Source organism: Tardiphaga sp. 768_D3_N2_1, assembly GCF_052076105.1.
In the GTDB taxonomy this organism is placed as follows: domain Bacteria; phylum Pseudomonadota; class Alphaproteobacteria; order Rhizobiales; family Xanthobacteraceae; genus Tardiphaga.
In genome coordinates, this window is record NZ_CP197245.1 from 2184462 (window position 1) to 2200744 (window position 16283).

At 62.5% G+C, this 16283-nt stretch carries 17 protein-coding genes; 8 read left to right on the plus strand and 9 right to left on the minus strand.

Annotated elements, in window-relative coordinates; genetic code table 11:
- The first annotated feature begins 168 nt into the window (after positions 1-168).
- The 4 genes from AB8A27_RS10015 (at position 169) to AB8A27_RS10030 (ending at position 4658) form a co-directional block, all read left to right on the plus strand.
- On the plus strand, positions 169-1311 hold the full coding sequence (locus tag AB8A27_RS10015; RefSeq protein WP_441241769.1) for an acyl-CoA dehydrogenase family protein: 1143 nt from the start codon (positions 169-171) through the stop codon (positions 1309-1311).
- Between the two features lie 25 nt (positions 1312-1336).
- Positions 1337-2431: an LLM class flavin-dependent oxidoreductase gene (locus tag AB8A27_RS10020; protein ID WP_441241770.1), complete on the plus strand. Its 1095-nt coding sequence runs from the start codon at positions 1337-1339 to the stop codon at positions 2429-2431.
- A complete protein-coding gene (locus tag AB8A27_RS10025) occupies positions 2428-3372 on the plus strand; it encodes an ABC transporter substrate-binding protein (RefSeq protein WP_441241771.1) in 945 nt (314 codons plus the stop codon). The genes AB8A27_RS10020 and AB8A27_RS10025 overlap by 4 nt, the downstream gene beginning before the upstream one ends.
- A gap of 245 nt (positions 3373-3617) precedes the next feature.
- The gene (locus AB8A27_RS10030) at positions 3618-4658 is read left to right on the plus strand and encodes an aliphatic amidase (protein WP_115028745.1); all 1041 of its coding nucleotides are present in this window, start codon (positions 3618-3620) and stop codon (positions 4656-4658) included.
- 77 nt (positions 4659-4735) lie between these two features.
- Here the strand turns inward: AB8A27_RS10030 and AB8A27_RS10035 are convergent, their stop codons facing one another.
- Genes AB8A27_RS10035 through pxpB form a run of 3 tightly spaced genes read right to left on the minus strand, consistent with a single transcriptional unit; the run spans position 4736 to position 7312 of the window.
- A complete protein-coding gene (locus tag AB8A27_RS10035; protein ID WP_441241772.1) occupies positions 4736-5506 on the minus strand; it encodes a LamB/YcsF family protein in 771 nt (256 codons plus the stop codon).
- A 31-nt stretch (positions 5507-5537) separates the two neighbouring features.
- Positions 5538-6584, minus strand: a complete 1047-nt coding sequence (locus AB8A27_RS10040; RefSeq protein WP_441241773.1) for a biotin-dependent carboxyltransferase family protein — start codon at positions 6582-6584, stop codon at positions 5538-5540.
- A complete protein-coding gene (gene pxpB, locus AB8A27_RS10045; RefSeq protein ID WP_441241774.1) occupies positions 6581-7312 on the minus strand; it encodes a 5-oxoprolinase subunit PxpB in 732 nt (243 codons plus the stop codon). The genes AB8A27_RS10040 and pxpB overlap by 4 nt, the downstream gene beginning before the upstream one ends.
- Positions 7313-7563: 251 nt before the next feature.
- On the opposite strand from pxpB, the gene AB8A27_RS10050 reads away from it, so the two are divergent.
- Positions 7564-8262 (plus strand): ribonuclease activity regulator RraA, encoded by a 699-nt coding sequence (locus tag AB8A27_RS10050; RefSeq protein ID WP_441241775.1) that lies wholly within the window; start codon positions 7564-7566, stop codon positions 8260-8262.
- Between the two features lie 27 nt (positions 8263-8289).
- Complete coding sequence (locus AB8A27_RS10055; protein WP_441241776.1) at positions 8290-8694, plus strand: (R)-mandelonitrile lyase; 405 nt, start codon at positions 8290-8292, stop codon at positions 8692-8694.
- A 41-nt stretch (positions 8695-8735) separates the two neighbouring features.
- On the opposite strand, the gene AB8A27_RS10060 is transcribed toward AB8A27_RS10055, so the two are convergent.
- Positions 8736-9200 carry an Lrp/AsnC family transcriptional regulator gene (locus AB8A27_RS10060; RefSeq protein ID WP_441241777.1) on the minus strand — a complete coding sequence of 155 codons (465 nt, stop codon included), beginning with the start codon at positions 9198-9200 and terminating at the stop codon, positions 8736-8738.
- Between the two features lie 156 nt (positions 9201-9356).
- Between AB8A27_RS10060 and AB8A27_RS10065 the strand changes: the two genes are divergently transcribed.
- Positions 9357-10370: a 1-aminocyclopropane-1-carboxylate deaminase gene (locus tag AB8A27_RS10065; RefSeq protein ID WP_441241778.1), complete on the plus strand. Its 1014-nt coding sequence runs from the start codon at positions 9357-9359 to the stop codon at positions 10368-10370.
- A 54-nt stretch (positions 10371-10424) separates the two neighbouring features.
- Here the strand turns inward: AB8A27_RS10065 and AB8A27_RS10070 are convergent, their stop codons facing one another.
- The 5 genes from AB8A27_RS10070 to AB8A27_RS10090 all read right to left on the minus strand — a co-directional run bounded on the left by AB8A27_RS10070 (position 10425) and on the right by AB8A27_RS10090 (position 15379).
- Entirely contained in the window at positions 10425-11219 is a 795-nt protein-coding gene (locus tag AB8A27_RS10070) for a transporter substrate-binding domain-containing protein (protein WP_441241779.1), read from the minus strand.
- A 109-nt stretch (positions 11220-11328) separates the two neighbouring features.
- Positions 11329-12099: a DUF2147 domain-containing protein gene (locus AB8A27_RS10075; RefSeq protein ID WP_441241780.1), complete on the minus strand. Its 771-nt coding sequence runs from the start codon at positions 12097-12099 to the stop codon at positions 11329-11331.
- Between the two features lie 218 nt (positions 12100-12317).
- Entirely contained in the window at positions 12318-12803 is a 486-nt protein-coding gene (locus tag AB8A27_RS10080) for a hypothetical protein (protein ID WP_441241781.1), read from the minus strand.
- A gap of 92 nt (positions 12804-12895) precedes the next feature.
- Positions 12896-14320: an amidase gene (locus AB8A27_RS10085; RefSeq protein ID WP_441241782.1), complete on the minus strand. Its 1425-nt coding sequence runs from the start codon at positions 14318-14320 to the stop codon at positions 12896-12898.
- Positions 14321-14389: 69 nt separating this feature from the next.
- Positions 14390-15379, minus strand: a complete 990-nt coding sequence (locus AB8A27_RS10090) for a hydroxyacid dehydrogenase (protein ID WP_092142857.1) — start codon at positions 15377-15379, stop codon at positions 14390-14392.
- A 217-nt stretch (positions 15380-15596) separates the two neighbouring features.
- On the opposite strand from AB8A27_RS10090, the gene AB8A27_RS10095 reads away from it, so the two are divergent.
- Positions 15597-16277 (plus strand): Spy/CpxP family protein refolding chaperone, encoded by a 681-nt coding sequence (locus tag AB8A27_RS10095; protein ID WP_441244872.1) that lies wholly within the window; start codon positions 15597-15599, stop codon positions 16275-16277.
- The last annotated feature ends 6 nt before the right edge of the window (positions 16278-16283 follow it).

Below are 16283 nucleotides of genomic sequence, written 5' to 3' on the forward strand. Positions count from 1 at the left end.
ATCAGGCTTCAAAAACGCGCGAATAAAATTCTCGCCTGTGATGGTTGGGGAGAATTTTCACCTGCGGGCCTGACGCCCATCAGTCCCGCTGTCGTTATTTCCGGATACCGCTTGTAACGCCTGCCGAACGGCATTCTCTAGGATCAGAGAAGCCGAAAGCAGTGCGATATGGACGCGGTTCCCAGCATTATCGACAAAGTGAGTTTGCTTGTTCCGGGCTTTGCGGAACGTGCGCCATCGCATGATCGTGCGGCGAGCTTTCCGTTCGAGAATTTTAAGGAACTGTCTGACGCGGGCCTGCTGGCGCTACCCGTGCCGAAGGCGCTGGGCGGCGCGGGCGCCGGCGTGCGCGAGACTGCACGTGTCATTAACGCGGTCGGCAAGGCCGATGCGGCGACCGCACTCGTATTGGCAATGCACTATATCCACCATCTGGTCATCCCGCGGAGCGGCAACTGGCCCGCGCATCTGGCGCAGCTGGTGTCGCGCGACGCGGTGAATGCTCCGGCGTTGATCAATGCGCTGCGCGTCGAGCCCGATCAGGGATCGCCGTCGCGGGGCGGTCTGCCGGTGACGACTGCGCGTCGCACCGCCGAAGGCTGGCGCATCTCCGGCCGCAAGATCTATTCGACTGGTTCGCCGATCCTCAAATGGTACACCGTGTGGGCAAAAACCGACGAGCCGGACGCGCGCGTTGGTGTGTTCCTGGTGCCGTCGGGTTTGCCGGGCACGGAGATCGTCGAGACATGGGATCATCTCGGTCTGCGCGCCAGCGGCAGCCATGACGTCGTCTTCGAGGACGTGCTCATCCCACTCGAAAACGAAGTGGATGTGCGTCGTCCCGCCGAATGGGGTGCGCCGGATGTGTCCCAGTCGACCATCCAGGCGGTGCTGGTCGGCGCGGTCTATGACGGCGTTGCGCGGGCGGCGCGCGACTGGCTGATCGACTTTCTCAAGACCCGCACGCCATCGAGCCTCGGCGCGCCGCTGGCGACGCTGCCGCGCGCACAGGAGATTGTTGGCGGCATCGAGGCGAAGCTCGCGGTGAATGCGCGGCTGCTCGACACCTTCGCACGCGACATTGATGACGACGTGGTGCTGACACCGGTCGAAGCGAATATTCTCAAGCTCACCGTCACGAACAATGCAGTTGCCGTCGTCGAAGACGCGCTATCCCTGACCAGCAATCACGGACTGACCCGCGCCAATCCGCTGGAGCGGCATTACCGCGACGTGCTGTGTGGCCGCGTGCACACGCCGCAGGACGACAGCACCAGGATTTCCGCCGGCCGTATCGCGCTCGGCATCTGAACAACAGCAGGAAGTGGAGAGACCCATGTCCGTCGAATTCATCGGCTTTATCACCAATAACGACGCATCCGAGACCCGGGTGCGCTCCGGCCCGGTGCTTGATCCCGGCTATATCGAAACCGTCGCCAAGGCGCATGAGCTTGCCGGCTTCGACCGCGCACTGCTCGCCTTCCATTCGACCACGCCGGACGGCCTGCAAGTCGCCCAGCACGCGCTCGGCGTCACCGAAAAGCTGAAAGTGATGATCGCCCAGCGTCCGGGTTTCACTGCACCGACGGTGCTGGCGCGCCAGCTTGCCACCATCGAGAATTTCCACCATGGCCGCGTCTCGCTGCATGTCATCACCGGTGGCAATGCCAAGGAGCTGCGGCAGGATGGCAATACGCTCGACGACAAGGACGAGCGCTACGCGCGCACCAGCGAATGGCTCGACATCATCAAGCAGGAATGGACGAGCGAAAAGCCGTTCGACTATGCCGGCAAGTATTATCAGGTCGAAGGCGGCTTCTCGCAGGTGAAGCCCACCGTACCGATCCATGTCTTCGTTGGCGGCGCATCCGATGCGGCGATCGACGTGTCGGGCAAGCATGCCGATACCTTTGCGCTGTGGGGTGAGTCTTACGCGCAGGTGCGTGACGTCACCGGCCGTGTCCGCGCTGCCGCTGCCAAATATGGGCGGACGGCGCCGCGTTTCAGCCTGTCGGTGCGCCCGATCATCGCCGATACTGAGGAGAAAGCCTGGGCCAAGGCCGATGACATTCTCGCCCGCGCCACCGCGCTGCAGGACAAGACCGGCTATCGCAAGCCGGCCGATGGCCATGCCACGGCCGGCGCAAAGCGTCTGCTGGCGCTGGCCGAGCAGGGCACCCGCATCGACAAGCGGCTGTGGACCGAGATGGCGGCGCTCACCGGCGCCAACAGCAATACGACGGCGCTGGTCGGTACGCCCGAGCAGGTCGCCGAAGTGTTCGCCGATTACTATGATCTCGGCGTCAGTCACTTCCTGATCCGCGGCTTCGATCCCCTGATCGACGCCATCGATTATGGCCGCGAACTGATCCCGCGCACCCGTGAGTTGATTGCGGCGCGTGACGCCGCCAAAGGAGTTGTCGCAGCATGAAACGGCTCGCACTCGCCGCCGGCCTGATCCTCGCGGTCTTCGCAACTTCCGCTCGCGCCGAGACGACATTGATCGTCGGCGACCAGAAGGGTAACGCGCGCGCCGTGATGGAAGCGGCCGGCGTGCTGAAGGACGTGTCATACAAAATAGAATGGAAGGAGTTTGCCGCAGCGGCCCCGCTGCTGGAGGCGCTCGGCGCCGGTGTACTCGATAGCGGGCTGGTCGGCGATGCGCCCTTCACCTTTGCCGCGGCGGCCAATGTGCCGGTCAAGGCAATCGGCGCGATCCGGCAGACCGGCGACGGCCTCGCCGTGCTGGTGCCGAAGGACTCGGCGATCAAGAGCTTCGACGATCTGAAGGGCAAGAAGATCGCCACCGGCCGTGGCTCGATCGGGCACCAGCTTATTCTCGCTGCACTGGAGAAGAAGGGCTGGACCACCAGCGACGTGCAGATCGTGTTTCTCGCGCCGTCCGACGCCAAGGTTGCCTATACCCGTGGCTCCGTCGATGCGTGGTCGACCTGGGAGCCCTATGTGAGTCAGGAAGAGGTGCTGTTCCAGTCGCGCGTCGTGTTGAATGCGGAGGGTCTGACATCGGGGCTGAGCTTTGTGGTGGCGACGCCGAATGCGATCCGCGACAAGCATGCCGAACTCGAGGACTACCTCCGCCGCTTCACCGCGGCCCGCGCCTGGGCGCTGAAGAACGCGGATGCCTATGCGCAGACCTGGGGCAAGCTGATGAACGTGGCGCCGTCGGTGCCGCTGAACTGGTTGAACCGTGCCCAGATCAGGATTGCACCGGTCGATGACGGCGTGGTCGCCGACGAGCAGAAGACGATCGATCTCTATCTGCGCAGCGGCCTGATCAAGCAGAAGCTCGACGCCAATGCGATTGTGGATCGGTCGTTCAACGCTGCAATCGGGAAGGGCGCGGGACTGTAAGCTCAAGCGCCGACTACGCATTCAGGTGTCGTCCCCGCGAAGGCGGGGACCCATAACCTCCGATCGCGTAATTGAAACGCCAAGCCGTCACGATCACGCTTCTGTTTTGTCTTCAGCGTGTATGGGTCCCCGCCTTCGCGGGGACGACAGGCGGAGGAGCCGGTGCTTCTCGCATCCGTAAATCCACGTATTCCCGCCCTCCCATCGTCGGCCCACCATCGGACCGACAACGGGAGATTTGCGCGATGCATCACGGCGATATTTCATCCAGCAAGGACGCGGTTGGCGTCGCGGTCGTGAATTACAAGATGCCGCGGCTTCACACGAAGGCCGAGGTGTTGGCCAATGCGCAGAAGATCGCCGATATGATCGTCGGGATGAAGATCGGTCTGCCCGGCATGGATCTGGTGATCTTCCCGGAATATTCCACGCAAGGCATCATGTATGACGAGAAGGAGATGTATGAGACTGCATCTCTGGTCCCCGGCGACGAGACCGAGATCTTTGCCGAGGCCTGCCGCAAGGCCAAGGTCTGGGGCGTGTTCTCGCTGACCGGAGAGCGCCACGAGCAGCATCCACACAAGGCGCCCTACAACACGCTGATCCTGATGAACGACAAGGGCGAGATCGTTCAGAAATATCGCAAGATCATGCCATGGGTACCGATCGAGGGCTGGTATCCCGGCAATTGCACCTATGTCTCCGAAGGTCCCAAGGGCCTCAAGGTCTCGCTGATCATCTGCGACGACGGCAACTATCCGGAGATCTGGCGCGACTGCGCCATGAAGGGCGCCGAACTGATCGTGCGCTGTCAGGGTTACATGTATCCCGCCAAGGATCAGCAGGTGCTGATGGCGAAGGCGATGGCATGGGCCAACAACACCTATGTGGCCGTGGCGAATGCGTCAGGTTTCGACGGCGTCTATTCGTATTTCGGCCATTCGGCGATCATCGGCTTCGATGGCCGCACGCTCGGCGAATGCGGCGAGGAAGATTACGGCATTCAATATGCCGCGCTGTCGAAATCATTGATCCGCGACGCCCGTCGCAACGGCCAGTCGGAGAACCATCTCTTCAAGCTGCTGCATCGCGGCTACACCGGCACGATCAATTCCGGCGAAAGCAACAAGGGTGTGGCGGCGTGTCCGTTCGATTTCTATTCGACCTGGGTGAACAATCCCGACAAAGCGCGGGAGAATGTCGAGGCAATCACGCGCACGACTGTTGGTGTGGAGGAGTGCCCGATCGAGGGGCTGCCGCATGAGGGGATGTTGAACGATCGGTGAGAGGCGATAGGTCGATCGCGCCCCCATCACCACGTCGTCCCCGCGAAGGCGGGGACGACACGTGGAGGCAATTGCGCTTACAGCACCGTCTTGAATGGCGTCACATCAATCCCTGCAGCCTTCAGTCCATCTCGCACGTGGCGCCCGAGCTCGACCGCACCCGGCGTGTCGCCGTGAATACACACCGTGTCCATCTTCATCTTGATCACCTTGCCGGTGATCGAGATGACTTCGCCGGTCTGTGCCATCTTTACCACGCGGTCGGCGACCATGACGGGATCGTGTAGCACTGCGCCGGGCTTCTTGCGCGAGACGAGATTGCCGTTGTCCTCATAGGCTCGGTCGGCGAACACTTCATGCGCCAACGGGAGTCCGGCGGCTTCGCCTGCGGTCACCAGTTTGGAATTCGCCAGCACCACGAAAGTCAGATTGCGGTCGACGGCCTTGATGCCGGCGGCGATGGCGCGGGCGGTCATGTCGTCCTCGCAGGCGACATTGGAGATCGCGCCATGCGCCTTCACATGCGTGACCTTGTAGCCCTCCATGGCCGCGATGCCCTGCAAGGCGCCGATCTGGTACGCGATCAGGTTTTCGATCTCGAGCGCGGTGAGGCCGACGATGGGGCGGCGGCCGAAGCCGTGCAGGTCGCGATAGCCGGGATGCGCGCCAATCTTGACGTTGCGCGCCTTGGCAAGCTGCACCGTCTTGCGCATCACGTCGGCATCGCCGGCGTGATAGCCGCAGGCGATGTTGACGGAGCTCACGAGTTCGATCATCGCGGCGTCATTGCCCATCTCCCACATGCCGAAGCTTTCGCCGAGGTCGCAGTTCAGATCGATGGTCGCCATGGTCGTGCTCTTTCGTAAGGAGGGTTCGAAATCAGTCGTGCGCGTTTGCTGGCAATCGCGCCTGCCACGTCTCGGCATCGGTTGCACTGACGGCGACGCCGGCGACATTGGCCGACAGCAGCGCCTTGATGTCCAGCATCAGGATGTTGGAATCATGGACGCGGCCGGGAAGGCTCTGCAGCAGTTCGGCGAAGGCGCGGTATTCCGCCTGCGCCTCGGTCATCGTGATCGCCTTGAAGCGGAAAGCGCGGCCCGGCTGGGTCTGGCCGAACCGGCCGAGATCCGTCGAGATCACGGTCGCGATTTTCGGATAGCCGCCCGACGTGCCTCGGTCGGGCATCAGCACGATGGGCTGGCCATTGCCGGGCACCTGGATGCTGCCATTGACCGTGCCGTCGGAGACGATGTTGTGGCCGTGGAGATGCTTGATGACCGGTCCCTCAAGGCGATAGCCCATGCGGTCGCTGGTCGCCGAGATCTTCCAGTCGCTGTTCAGAAACAGTTCCTTGGCGTCACCGAATTCGTCATCCTGAGGTCCAAGCACCACGCGGATTGGACCCTCGACCGGCGCGGGCAGGTCGATGCGCTTCTCGTTGGCGCTGCTCGCCGTCGCCACCAGCAATTCGTCACCGGCCTGCAGCGGGCGGGGATAGGGACTGCCGAGACCGGCGCGGGCATTCACGGCCAGGCTGCCGAACATTGGCTCGCCGCGCACGCCGCCTTCGATGGCGAGATAGCCGAAGGTACCGGCGCGGGCGACGCCGAGATTGAGGCTCTCGCCGTCGGCCAGCATGACGGATGTATTGACGTTGAAGGGCGTGCCCGCGATATCGGCTGGGCGTGTTGCACCGGTGAGCGAGATCCGGACGGCGCCGCCTTTGGCAGTGAAGACGGAATTCAACGGACCGAGTTCAATGGTCGCTGCGAACAGCGTGTTGCCGAGCAGGGCATTGGCGGCGGCCATCGCCAGTCGATCGACGGCGCCCGATGGTACCAGGCCATAGCGCTGTGCGCCGAACCGGCCGACATCCTGCACCGACGTGCCCGGGCTCACGGACGTGACGATGAGCTTGCTCATGATGCGATCAGCTCCGCGACAAATTCGCCAGCCTCGGCCGCGCGGTCCTGCTCGGCAAATGTCTTCTCGTCGACGGCGGCGAAGGTGATGGCGTCGCCGGGCTCCAGAAGAAATGTCGGATCGCGGCCGAGCTGATAGGTGCGCACGGCGGTGCGCCCCAGGAGATGCCAGCCGCTCGGGCCGGCGAGGCATTGCACGCCGGTCTGGATACCGCCGATGGAGATCGTGCCGGGCGGCGTCAGCAGCCGGGGATTCTGCCGGCGTGACATCTGCATCGAACTGGGCAATCCGCTGAGATAGGACCAGCCCGGCGTGAAGCCGATCATCGCCACCTTGTAGTCGCCGCCCACATGGCGCGCGACCACTTCGTCCGGCGTGATGTTCAGCGCCTTGGCGACGTCTTCGAGATCGATGCCGTTCTCGCCGCCATAGGCGACGGGAATGCGCCAGCGCCGGGCCGCCTTGGCTTCGGGGAGCGGCTGCAGCGCCAGTTCGGTCAGCTTCTCACCCAAGGCATCGAAGCCGATCTGCAGCGGATCGTAATGCACCAGCAGGGAGCGATAGGTCGGCACGGTTTCGGTGACGGCAGCAAGGCCGGCGGACGCGACGAGTTTGTCGAGCGCCAGCACCCGGCGGTTGGCTTCCTCGTCGATGGTGCGGCTGAATTCGACGGTGATGGCAGCATCGCCACTGGGGAGGATGCGGGGCGGGGAGAGAGCTGCGACCATGGCCTCACAACGTCAGTATTGGACAGTCATGCATAGCGCGTTTTACCAGCGAGTGGAATTCGCAATCTGAAAATAGCCGTGCATCTTCAATAAATTAATGCACATGTTGGCGATAAGCCGTGCTGATCGCAAAGGTTTCACCACATTGCATGGCACTTTGAAGCAGCAGCCCTTGACGCGCTGGCATTCCACCGCAAGATGCGCCGCGATTAATTCAACGTCCTGCATCCTCTGACCCAAGAGCCCCGTCTATGTCCCTGACACCCGAAGCCATTGCCACCCTGTCCAAGATCTCCACCGCGACCATCACCACGGTGCTGCTGAAGAAAGGACTGCGCAATGTCTGGCTGCGTGGCGCCAAGCCGTTGCGTCCGGGCATGCCGCGTCTTGTCGGCCCGGCTTTCACGCTGCGCTTCGTGCCGGCGCGTGAAGATCTGGCCACGCCGGAATCGTGGTCGTCGCCGATTTCGACCCGTACCGCCATCGAGGCGATGCCGGAAGGCTGCATCGCGGTGGTCGATGCCATGGGCATCACCGACGCCGGCATTTTCGGCGACATCCTCTGCGCCCGCATGCAGAAGCGCAATGTGGCTGCGCTGGTCACCGACGGCGTTGTGCGTGATCTCGAAGGCGTGCTCGGCACCAATCTTCCGGTGTGGTGTGACGGCTATGCTGCGCCCGCCTCGGTCACCGGCCTGACCTTCGTCGGATGGGGCGAACCGATCGGCTGCGGCGGCGTTGCCATCTTCCCGGACGACGTCATCGTCGCCGACCAGGATGGCGCGGTTGTTATTCCGAAGGCCTTCCTCGAGCATGTTCTCGCTGAGGGCGAGGAGCAGGAGCGCATGGAAGCCTGGATCGTCAACGAGGTGAACAACGGCGCCTCGCTGCCCGGCCTGTATCCGATGAACGCCGAGACCAAGGCGCGTTACGCCGCGTCGAAGAAGTAACGCACACAACAACAGCGAGACCGTGCCATGAAGCTTTTCCCGGCAGGTTCGCGCCCGACCAACAGGGCGCCGGAGGAATACTTCACGGGCACGGTCTGGCAGGATCCGGTGATTGTCGCGGAAGCGCCGGCGCGGCTGGTGACCTTCCGCGTCAGTTTCGAGCCGGGCGCACGCACCGCCTGGCACACCCATCCGTTCGGGCAGACGCTCTATGTGATCGCAGGCGTCGGGCGCTTTCAGACCGAAGGCGAGCCGGTCGTCGAGATCAAGCCGGGCGACACCGTCTGGATCCCGCCGGGCGAGAAGCACTGGCACGGGGCGGCGCCGACCACCGGCATGACCCATATCGCCATGCAGGAAGCGCTCGACGGCAAGACCGCAGACTGGATGGAGAAGGTGACCGACGCACAGTATGCGGCACCTGTAGGCTAGGTCGGCCGCGCCTCGTCGAGATGCGAGGCCGCCTGCGGACGTCAGAAATCCAGCGGTGCGTTGTCGACGACTTCTTTCATGACGAAAAAGGTGCGGGTCTGGCGGACGCCGGGCAGCGCAATGAGCTGCGTGCCGTGGATACGGTTGAAATCGGCCATGTCGCCGACGCGGATTTTCAGGAAGTAATCGAAGTCGCCGGCGACCAGGTGGCAATCGAGAACGAATTTCAGTTTGGCTACCGCTTTTTCAAACACTGAAAAGCTTTCCGGTGTCGAGCGATCGAGCACGACACCTACCATGACCAGCGCGCCGCGGTTGACCTTCTCGGGTGCAATGACGGCCCGGGTACCACGGATATAGCCTTCGTCAAACAGCTGCTGCGTGCGGCGATGACACGTGGCGGGACTGACATTTATCTTCGCCGCCAGATCGGCGTTGCTCAGACGTCCGTCCTTCTGCAGCAGATGCAGCATCCGCAGGCTGATCTTATCCAGCATTTCGCCCATGAAAGAATCTTCCTATATTTTGTCAAAATATGCGTCAGAAGAACAGTATCGACGCATGATAGCCATTGAAAGGAGCAATTCAAAGGCGACCTTTGAAAGCACCTTCCATGCTTAGAATGATAGCATCGGATCATCTTTCACTGGGACAGGTGTCACATGCTCGAAGGCTTCGAACGCTATCCGCTCACTTTCGGTCCGACCTATATCGAGAAGCTGGAGAAGCTCTCGGCCCATCTCGGCGGCAAGGTCGAACTCTACGCCAAGCGCGAGGACTGCAATTCCGGGCTGGCCTATGGTGGCAACAAGCTGCGCAAGCTCGAATACATCATCCCCGATGCGATCGCCTCCAATGCCGATACGCTGGTGTCGATTGGCGGCGTGCAATCAAATCACACGCGTATGGTCGCGGCCGTTGCTGCCAAGATCGGTATGAAGTGCCGGCTGGTGCAGGAGAGCTGGGTGCCGCATGAGGATGCCGTCTACGACCGTGTCGGCAATATCATGCTCAGCCGGATCATGGGCGCGGATGTCCAGCTCGTCGACGAAGGCTTTGACATCGGCATCCGCCATAGCTGGGAAGAGGCGATCGAGGATGTGAAGGCCAAGGGCGGCAAGCCCTACGCTATTCCGGCTGGTGCCTCCGTGCATAAATTCGGCGGTCTCGGCTATGTCGGCTTTGCCGAAGAAGTCCGGGCGCAGGAGAAGGAACTCGGCTTTGCATTCGACTACATCGTCGTCTGCACCGTGACCGGCTCGACCCATGCCGGTATGCTGGTGGGCTTCGCCAAGGACGACCGCCAACGCAGGGTGATCGGTATCGATGCCTCTTTCACGCCGGTCCAGACCAAGGCGCAGGTGCTGCAGATCGCGCAGGACACGGCCAAGCTCGTCAAGCTCGGCAAGGACATTGTCGCGGACGACGTCGTACTGATCGAGGACTACGCCTATCCCGTTTATGGCGTGCCATCGGAAGAGACCAAGGACGCCATCCGCCTGTGCGCGCGTCTGGAGGGCATGATCACCGACCCTGTCTATGAAGGGAAATCGATGCAGGGGATGATCGACCTCGTGCAGAAGGGTTACTTCCCTGAAGGATCCAAGGTGCTCTATGCACATCTCGGCGGAGCGCCGGCGCTGAATGGATACGGCTACGCGTTCCGCAATGGATAGATGTCGTCACATCGCGTGCGCCGGCTTTGCGTCCGGCGCGCCGATGGCCTCCTGTCACTCGAACCAGCGGTTGACGGTCGCGCGGAAACTGCCGTCTTCCTGCATGATGTGCAGCCACTGGTCGACGAAGGCCTTCAGCGCGACATCGCGCTGGAGCCAATAGGCCTTCTCGGCGAAATCGAACGGCGTGTCGGGATGCACGGCGCAGAGCACACCGTGATGCAGCTTCTGCTGATAACGCGTTTCCGACGCATCGGTCATCATCAGGTCGGCGCGGCCCTGTGCGATCTCGTCGAAGATGCGGGTATTGTCGTTGAAGACGGTGATCTCGGCTGACTTGATATGCGCCCGTGCAAAGCGCTCATTGGTGCCGCCCGGATTCACGATCACCTTGACGCCGGGACGATCGATCTCGGCGAGAGTGCCGAATTTCCCGGTGTCAGCACAGCGCGCGATCGGCGTCTTGCCCTCGCGCATGATGGGGATCGAGAACACGCCCTTCTTCTGCCGGTCGAGGGTGATCGACACGCCGCCCATCACCATATCGAACTGGTCTGCCGCAAAGTCCGCTGACAGTTTTGGCCAGCTGGTTTTCACATAGTCGACCTTGACGCCGAGCGCTTTTCCGAGTGCTTCCGCCATCTCGACGTCGAAGCCCTTGAACGATGTCGTGACAGGATCGAACGCGCTGAACGGCATGTAGTCGCCGGTTAATCCAACACGCAGCGTTCCCCGGGCAATGATATCGTCGAGGCGGGACGGTGAGGGCGCAGGGGCCGGCGTTTGTGCCTGCAAGGGCGCCGCAAGCAGCATGCAGGCTGCCAGCCAGGCGGCGGTGATCCGGATCATGACGTCTCCCCCGTTTGTATGGCGGAGCGCGCCGTTCAGGAGCGCACCGCGTTACGATCAGCTTACAGGGGATGTATATTCGTTCAATCGATGAGCGCGTCTGCCGGGATCAGTTCACCCGCGTCCAGGTCTGGCCGCCGCAGAACATGCCACCGAAGGCACAACCCTGAACACGCAGCGTGTCACTGTCCTTCAGACCGATGGTCGAGTCATAGGTGCTGCCGCTGTTCGGATCGAAGATCTTTCCCGCCCATTTGTTGTTGCCGGGCTTCATGTTGATGAGCACCTTCTCCCCATTGGCCTCGGTCTTGGGATTCATCGAATAGCCGCACAGATTGGCGCCGCATTGTTCGATGCGAACCTTGCCTTCCTTCTTCTCGGTCATCCAGATGCCGAGCGGCGTTGCTGCGGCGGCAGGCGTCACCGGTGCGGGCGCATCCTGCTTGTTGACGGGATCTGTGGGCGGTGCGTTGGCGATGACTGTGGAGGGAGCAGATTTCTCGGCAGGCGCAGGTGCCGGGGCAGGCTGCGGGGCTACCGCGACGGAGGGTGAGGTCGGTGTGGTCGGAGCTGCTGCGGGAGCTTCGGCCTCTCTCGGAGTGACAACGGGCTTCTGCGTCTCGGCCGGCTTGGCCTTTGGTTCGGATCTCGGAGCGTTAGGGGCCTGCTCGCGCGTCTCGCGGTCCCGCTCGCGCTTGTTGCGCTTGGTGCCATATTCATAGACGCCGGGAATGGACACCGAGATGCAGTCCGTCGAATTGCAGTCGCTTGGCGCTTCGATGGTAATGGTGCGGCCACCGATGTCGAACGAGTAGCTGTCGCCGGCCTGGGCGGCGGTGCTGGTCAGCAGGATGGCGGCGAGGGCGAAGAGCGGCTTCATGTGTCCTCCAAAGCGGTTGAAATCCTGCCCTGAACCGAGCCGCGGATGCGCCCGAACACCGTGATCCGCGTCACTCAGGGGGAATTGCAATTGCCTTGGTGTGTGGCGCCGAATGAAGAGGTGGTTCAATCATGCGCCGGACATTTGCTGTTTGAGGCAGCCTGACGGGCCAAAACGCCGCCGCTGGATGGCGGCGGCGTCATGAAGTCTGGCTTTTGTCAGTAGTCGCTGTAACGCGAGGCGCTGCTGCCCACGGTCATCTGGCTCTTCAGCGTCTCGAAACGATCGCGGGCGGCGCGCTCGCGTCCATCGATGAAATCGATGACCTCGTCGCGCGGCATCGGGCCCGACGAAATCGGCCGCGAACTGCCGATGGTTTCATCGACGAAATACCGGCCGTCGTCGTCGCGGCGCGCGGTCCAGCGAAAGCGGATGGCATCGAGCGGTCCCGGACCGAGACGAGAATAACCATCGACCTCGAGGGCCTCTGGAACGGTGGAGGGCGAATCGTGTTCGACGAGCGGCGCTTCGGGCTCGGCGGCGACCATGACAGATACAGTCTCGGTGACCACGGTTTCAGTGACGACGGTAATCGAAGCGGGCTCGGTGTCGCCGTGTTCGGCCACTTGCGATTCCGCTTCCTTGCGGTCGAGAATGCTCGCAATGGCCGCGAGGGCGTGATCGGTCGGATCGTTCTGGGTCATTGAAATGCGCCTCCCCACAATTACGCAACGTCCACATAGGACCGATAATTTAATCGGCTGTGGTTTCATTTTGGTAATCGCTGTGGCTGTTTTTAGGCAGAGATCGGCGGACGCCTGTCTTTCCAGGGCCGGATCTGCTCGAGTTGCCCGGCGAGACGAAACAGCATGGCCTCATCGCCGAAATGCGCCGTGAACATCATACCGATCGGCAGGCCTTTGCTGCTCCAGGCCAGGGGTACCGACATGGATGGCTGGCCAGTCATGTTGGCCATGCTGGTGCCTGGCATGTAGCGGCGCAGCAAAGGCGCGACATGGCCGAGATCGTCCGACATCGTGTCGATCTCGCCGATCCGGATCGGCGGTGTGCACAGCGTCGGCGACAGGAAGATATCGCAGCCGGTAAAGAATTCGGTGACGCTGCGGGAGATCTGGAATGCGCTCTGCAATGCTGTCACGTAGTCGACTGCGCTTGCCTTGCGGGCATTGTGTGCGCTGCCGAGTGTGAGTTTCTCGAAATCATCCGAGGTCATCGGGCGGCCGAACTTCGTCTCCGCGAACTGCACGGTAGCCGCCGTATTGGCCGACACGATCGCCGCAATCACTTGCGCAGGGTCCAGCGGCAACACCGGCGCGCGTTCTTCGACATGATGACCATGTGCCTCGAGCAGTCTGGCGACATCGCGGACGGCAGCGGCGACTTCGGGATCGATCGCATCGCCATAGGGCGACTTGTCGGTGAAGAAGATGCGCAGCCTGCCGGGATCGCGGCTCACTTCATCGAGGAAGGGACGTTCCGGCGCCGGCGCCATATAGGGGCTGGTCAGTTCGGGTCCGTGAACAGCATCGAGCATCGCGGCGCTGTCGCGTACGCTGATGCTGACGACGTGGCCGCAGGAAAAGCCGCCCCAGCCTTCGGCCTTGTCAGGACCCGTCGGATTGCGAGCGCGGGTCGGCTTCAGACCGAACACGCCGCAGGCCGAGGCTGGAATACGGATCGAGCCGCCACCGTCGCTGGCATGGGCGACCGGAAGGATCCGCGCAGCCACGGCAGCGGCTGCGCCGCCGGACGAGCCGCCTGATGCATGATCGGTATTCCAGGGATTGCGCGTCGGTCCGTGCAGCCGGCACTCGGTCGTCGGCATCAATCCGAATTCGGGACTCGCGCTCTTGCCGAACATTGTGAGGCCGGCCTTGAGGAAGCGTTGCGCAAGCGTCGTGTTGTGATCGGCGACGAAGTCCTTGTAGAGGCTAGCCCCGAAGGTCGTGCGCGTGCCGTCGAGGAGTTCGAGATCTTTCAGCAGGAATGGCACGCCGGTGAAAGGCCCGTCCGGCAACCCCTTGTCGATCTGGCGCTGCGCATAGTCCTCATGCCGCACCACGACAGCATTGATCCGGGGATTGAGGCGCTCGGTGCGCGCCACGGCCTCGTCGAGCAGTTCGCGCGGGCTGACCTGCTTGCTGCGCACTAACCCGGCAAGGCTGAGCGCATCGTGATCGCCGTATTCCTTGAATGCCATCGTGGGGTACTCTGGTGAGGACTGCGGCAGTGCTAGCGCGGATCAATCATCCGCGCCAGCACTTGCGGTTCAGCCGAACACGTCCGCGTTGACGGCATTCTGCTTGATCGGCTCGCCATCAAGCACGCTCAGCATGTTGCGCGCGGTCTGCGCGCCCATGCGGTCGAGCGCTTCGCGGGTCACGCCGGCGACGTGCGGCGCGATGATCACGTTCGGCAGTTCGAACAGCGCGTGACCGAGCGGCGGTGGTTCCGCCTCGAACACGTCGAGGCCGGCACCAGCGAGCTTGCCCGAAACCAGCGCGTCATGCAGCGCGGCCTCGACGATGATGCCGCCACGCGCGGTGTTGATGAGATAGGCCGACGGCTTCATGCGCGCGATCCGCGCAGCGTTGAACAGGCCGGTCGTCTCAGGAGTCTTCGGGCAATGCAGGCTGACAAAGTCGGCACGGGGCAGGGCCGCGTCGAGATCGCTGACAGGCTCGCAGCCGGCCGCCTTGATCGTATCGGCCGAGACATAGGGGTCATAGACCAGCACATTCATTTCCATCGCCTGGCAGCGCTTGGCGGTGCGGGTGCCGATACGGCCGAAGCCGACCACCAATACGGTCTTGCCGAACAGGTCGAATGGCAGCGCTCCGAAGCGCGACGCCCATTTGCCTTCCTTGACCATGGCGTGCAGTTCGACTGCGCGCTTGGCGAGGGTCAGCATCATGAACAGCGCCTGTTCGGCGACAGAGGGCGAGTTGGCGGTGCCAGCGATCATCAACGGCACCTTGCGCTTCGATAGCGCCGGTACGTCGACCGCGTCGTAGCCGACGCCGATGCGCGCCACGACTTTCATGTCCTTGCAGGCCTCGAGTTCCGGCTCGCCGAACCGCGTGGCGCCAAGGGCGGTGCCATGTACCGGCGCGTGTTGCTCGATCAGCTTGATGTAGTCGGCAGCGGAAATCAGATTGCTGAACTTGACCACTTCGATGTCGTCGCGTGCGTTGAAGAGGTCCATTCCCTGGGTCGACATCGACTCGGTGATCAGAAGTTTCTTCTTGTTGGTCGCCATTTCCACCCCTTGAAGCATTCTACGTTGTTGCGCACCGGCCAATGGCTGCGCGGGCGTTATCTAACAGGCTTGGCGTGATGAGGTCTACCATTGGCGGAGACGCGATGTGTGGACTTGGCGTGTGGACTTGGCCGTGTTGAAGCCACTATGCTCGCTGCTGATCGCAAGTGATTTGCTGCGCCGCGAAATTGCGTTGAGGGAGACGGTGATGACCAGAATGAATTCGCGCAAGCGCGCTCATCAACCGCTGCGCCATACGCTGTGCGTTGCCGCCATTCTGCTGCTCGGAAATTCCGCGGCGGTTCACGCGCAGGGACTGGTGCAGGGCGTGCAGCAGGGTGCGAGAGACGGCAATCGAGCGGCTGGCCCGATTGGCGGTGTGCTCGGTGGGGCGATCGGCGGCGTGGTGGGCGTTGTTGGCGGCGTACTGGGCGTGCCCTCGAACAATGTTCGCGGTCCCGTGGGCGGGCAGTCGAGCGCCAAACAAACCAAGGCCGCCAAGAAGGGCAAGAAGGGCGCTCAACCCGCATCGGAGCCGGAACTGACCGCCGAGCAGATCGTCGCGAATAGCGATGCCAACATTACCCGCATCAAGACGTCGCTCAACCTGACGCCGGAGCAGGAAAAGAACTGGTCCGGCTTTAGCGATGCCATGCATACGCTCGGCAATAACGGCGCGGAGCGTCTGAAACTGCGTATTGCCCGCGCCAAGCGCGATCCGCCGGATGACATCATCGAGCAGATGCGCAACGAGGCCCAGTTCCTCAACGACCGGGCCGTCGATCAGCGCGCCGTTGCCGATGCCGCGGAGCCGCTATTCGCCACGCTGGATGACAAGCAGAAGGCACTGTTCATTCAGGAGATGGTCGGCCTCAGCCGCGAGCGCGGTCTCGACTAATCGCCG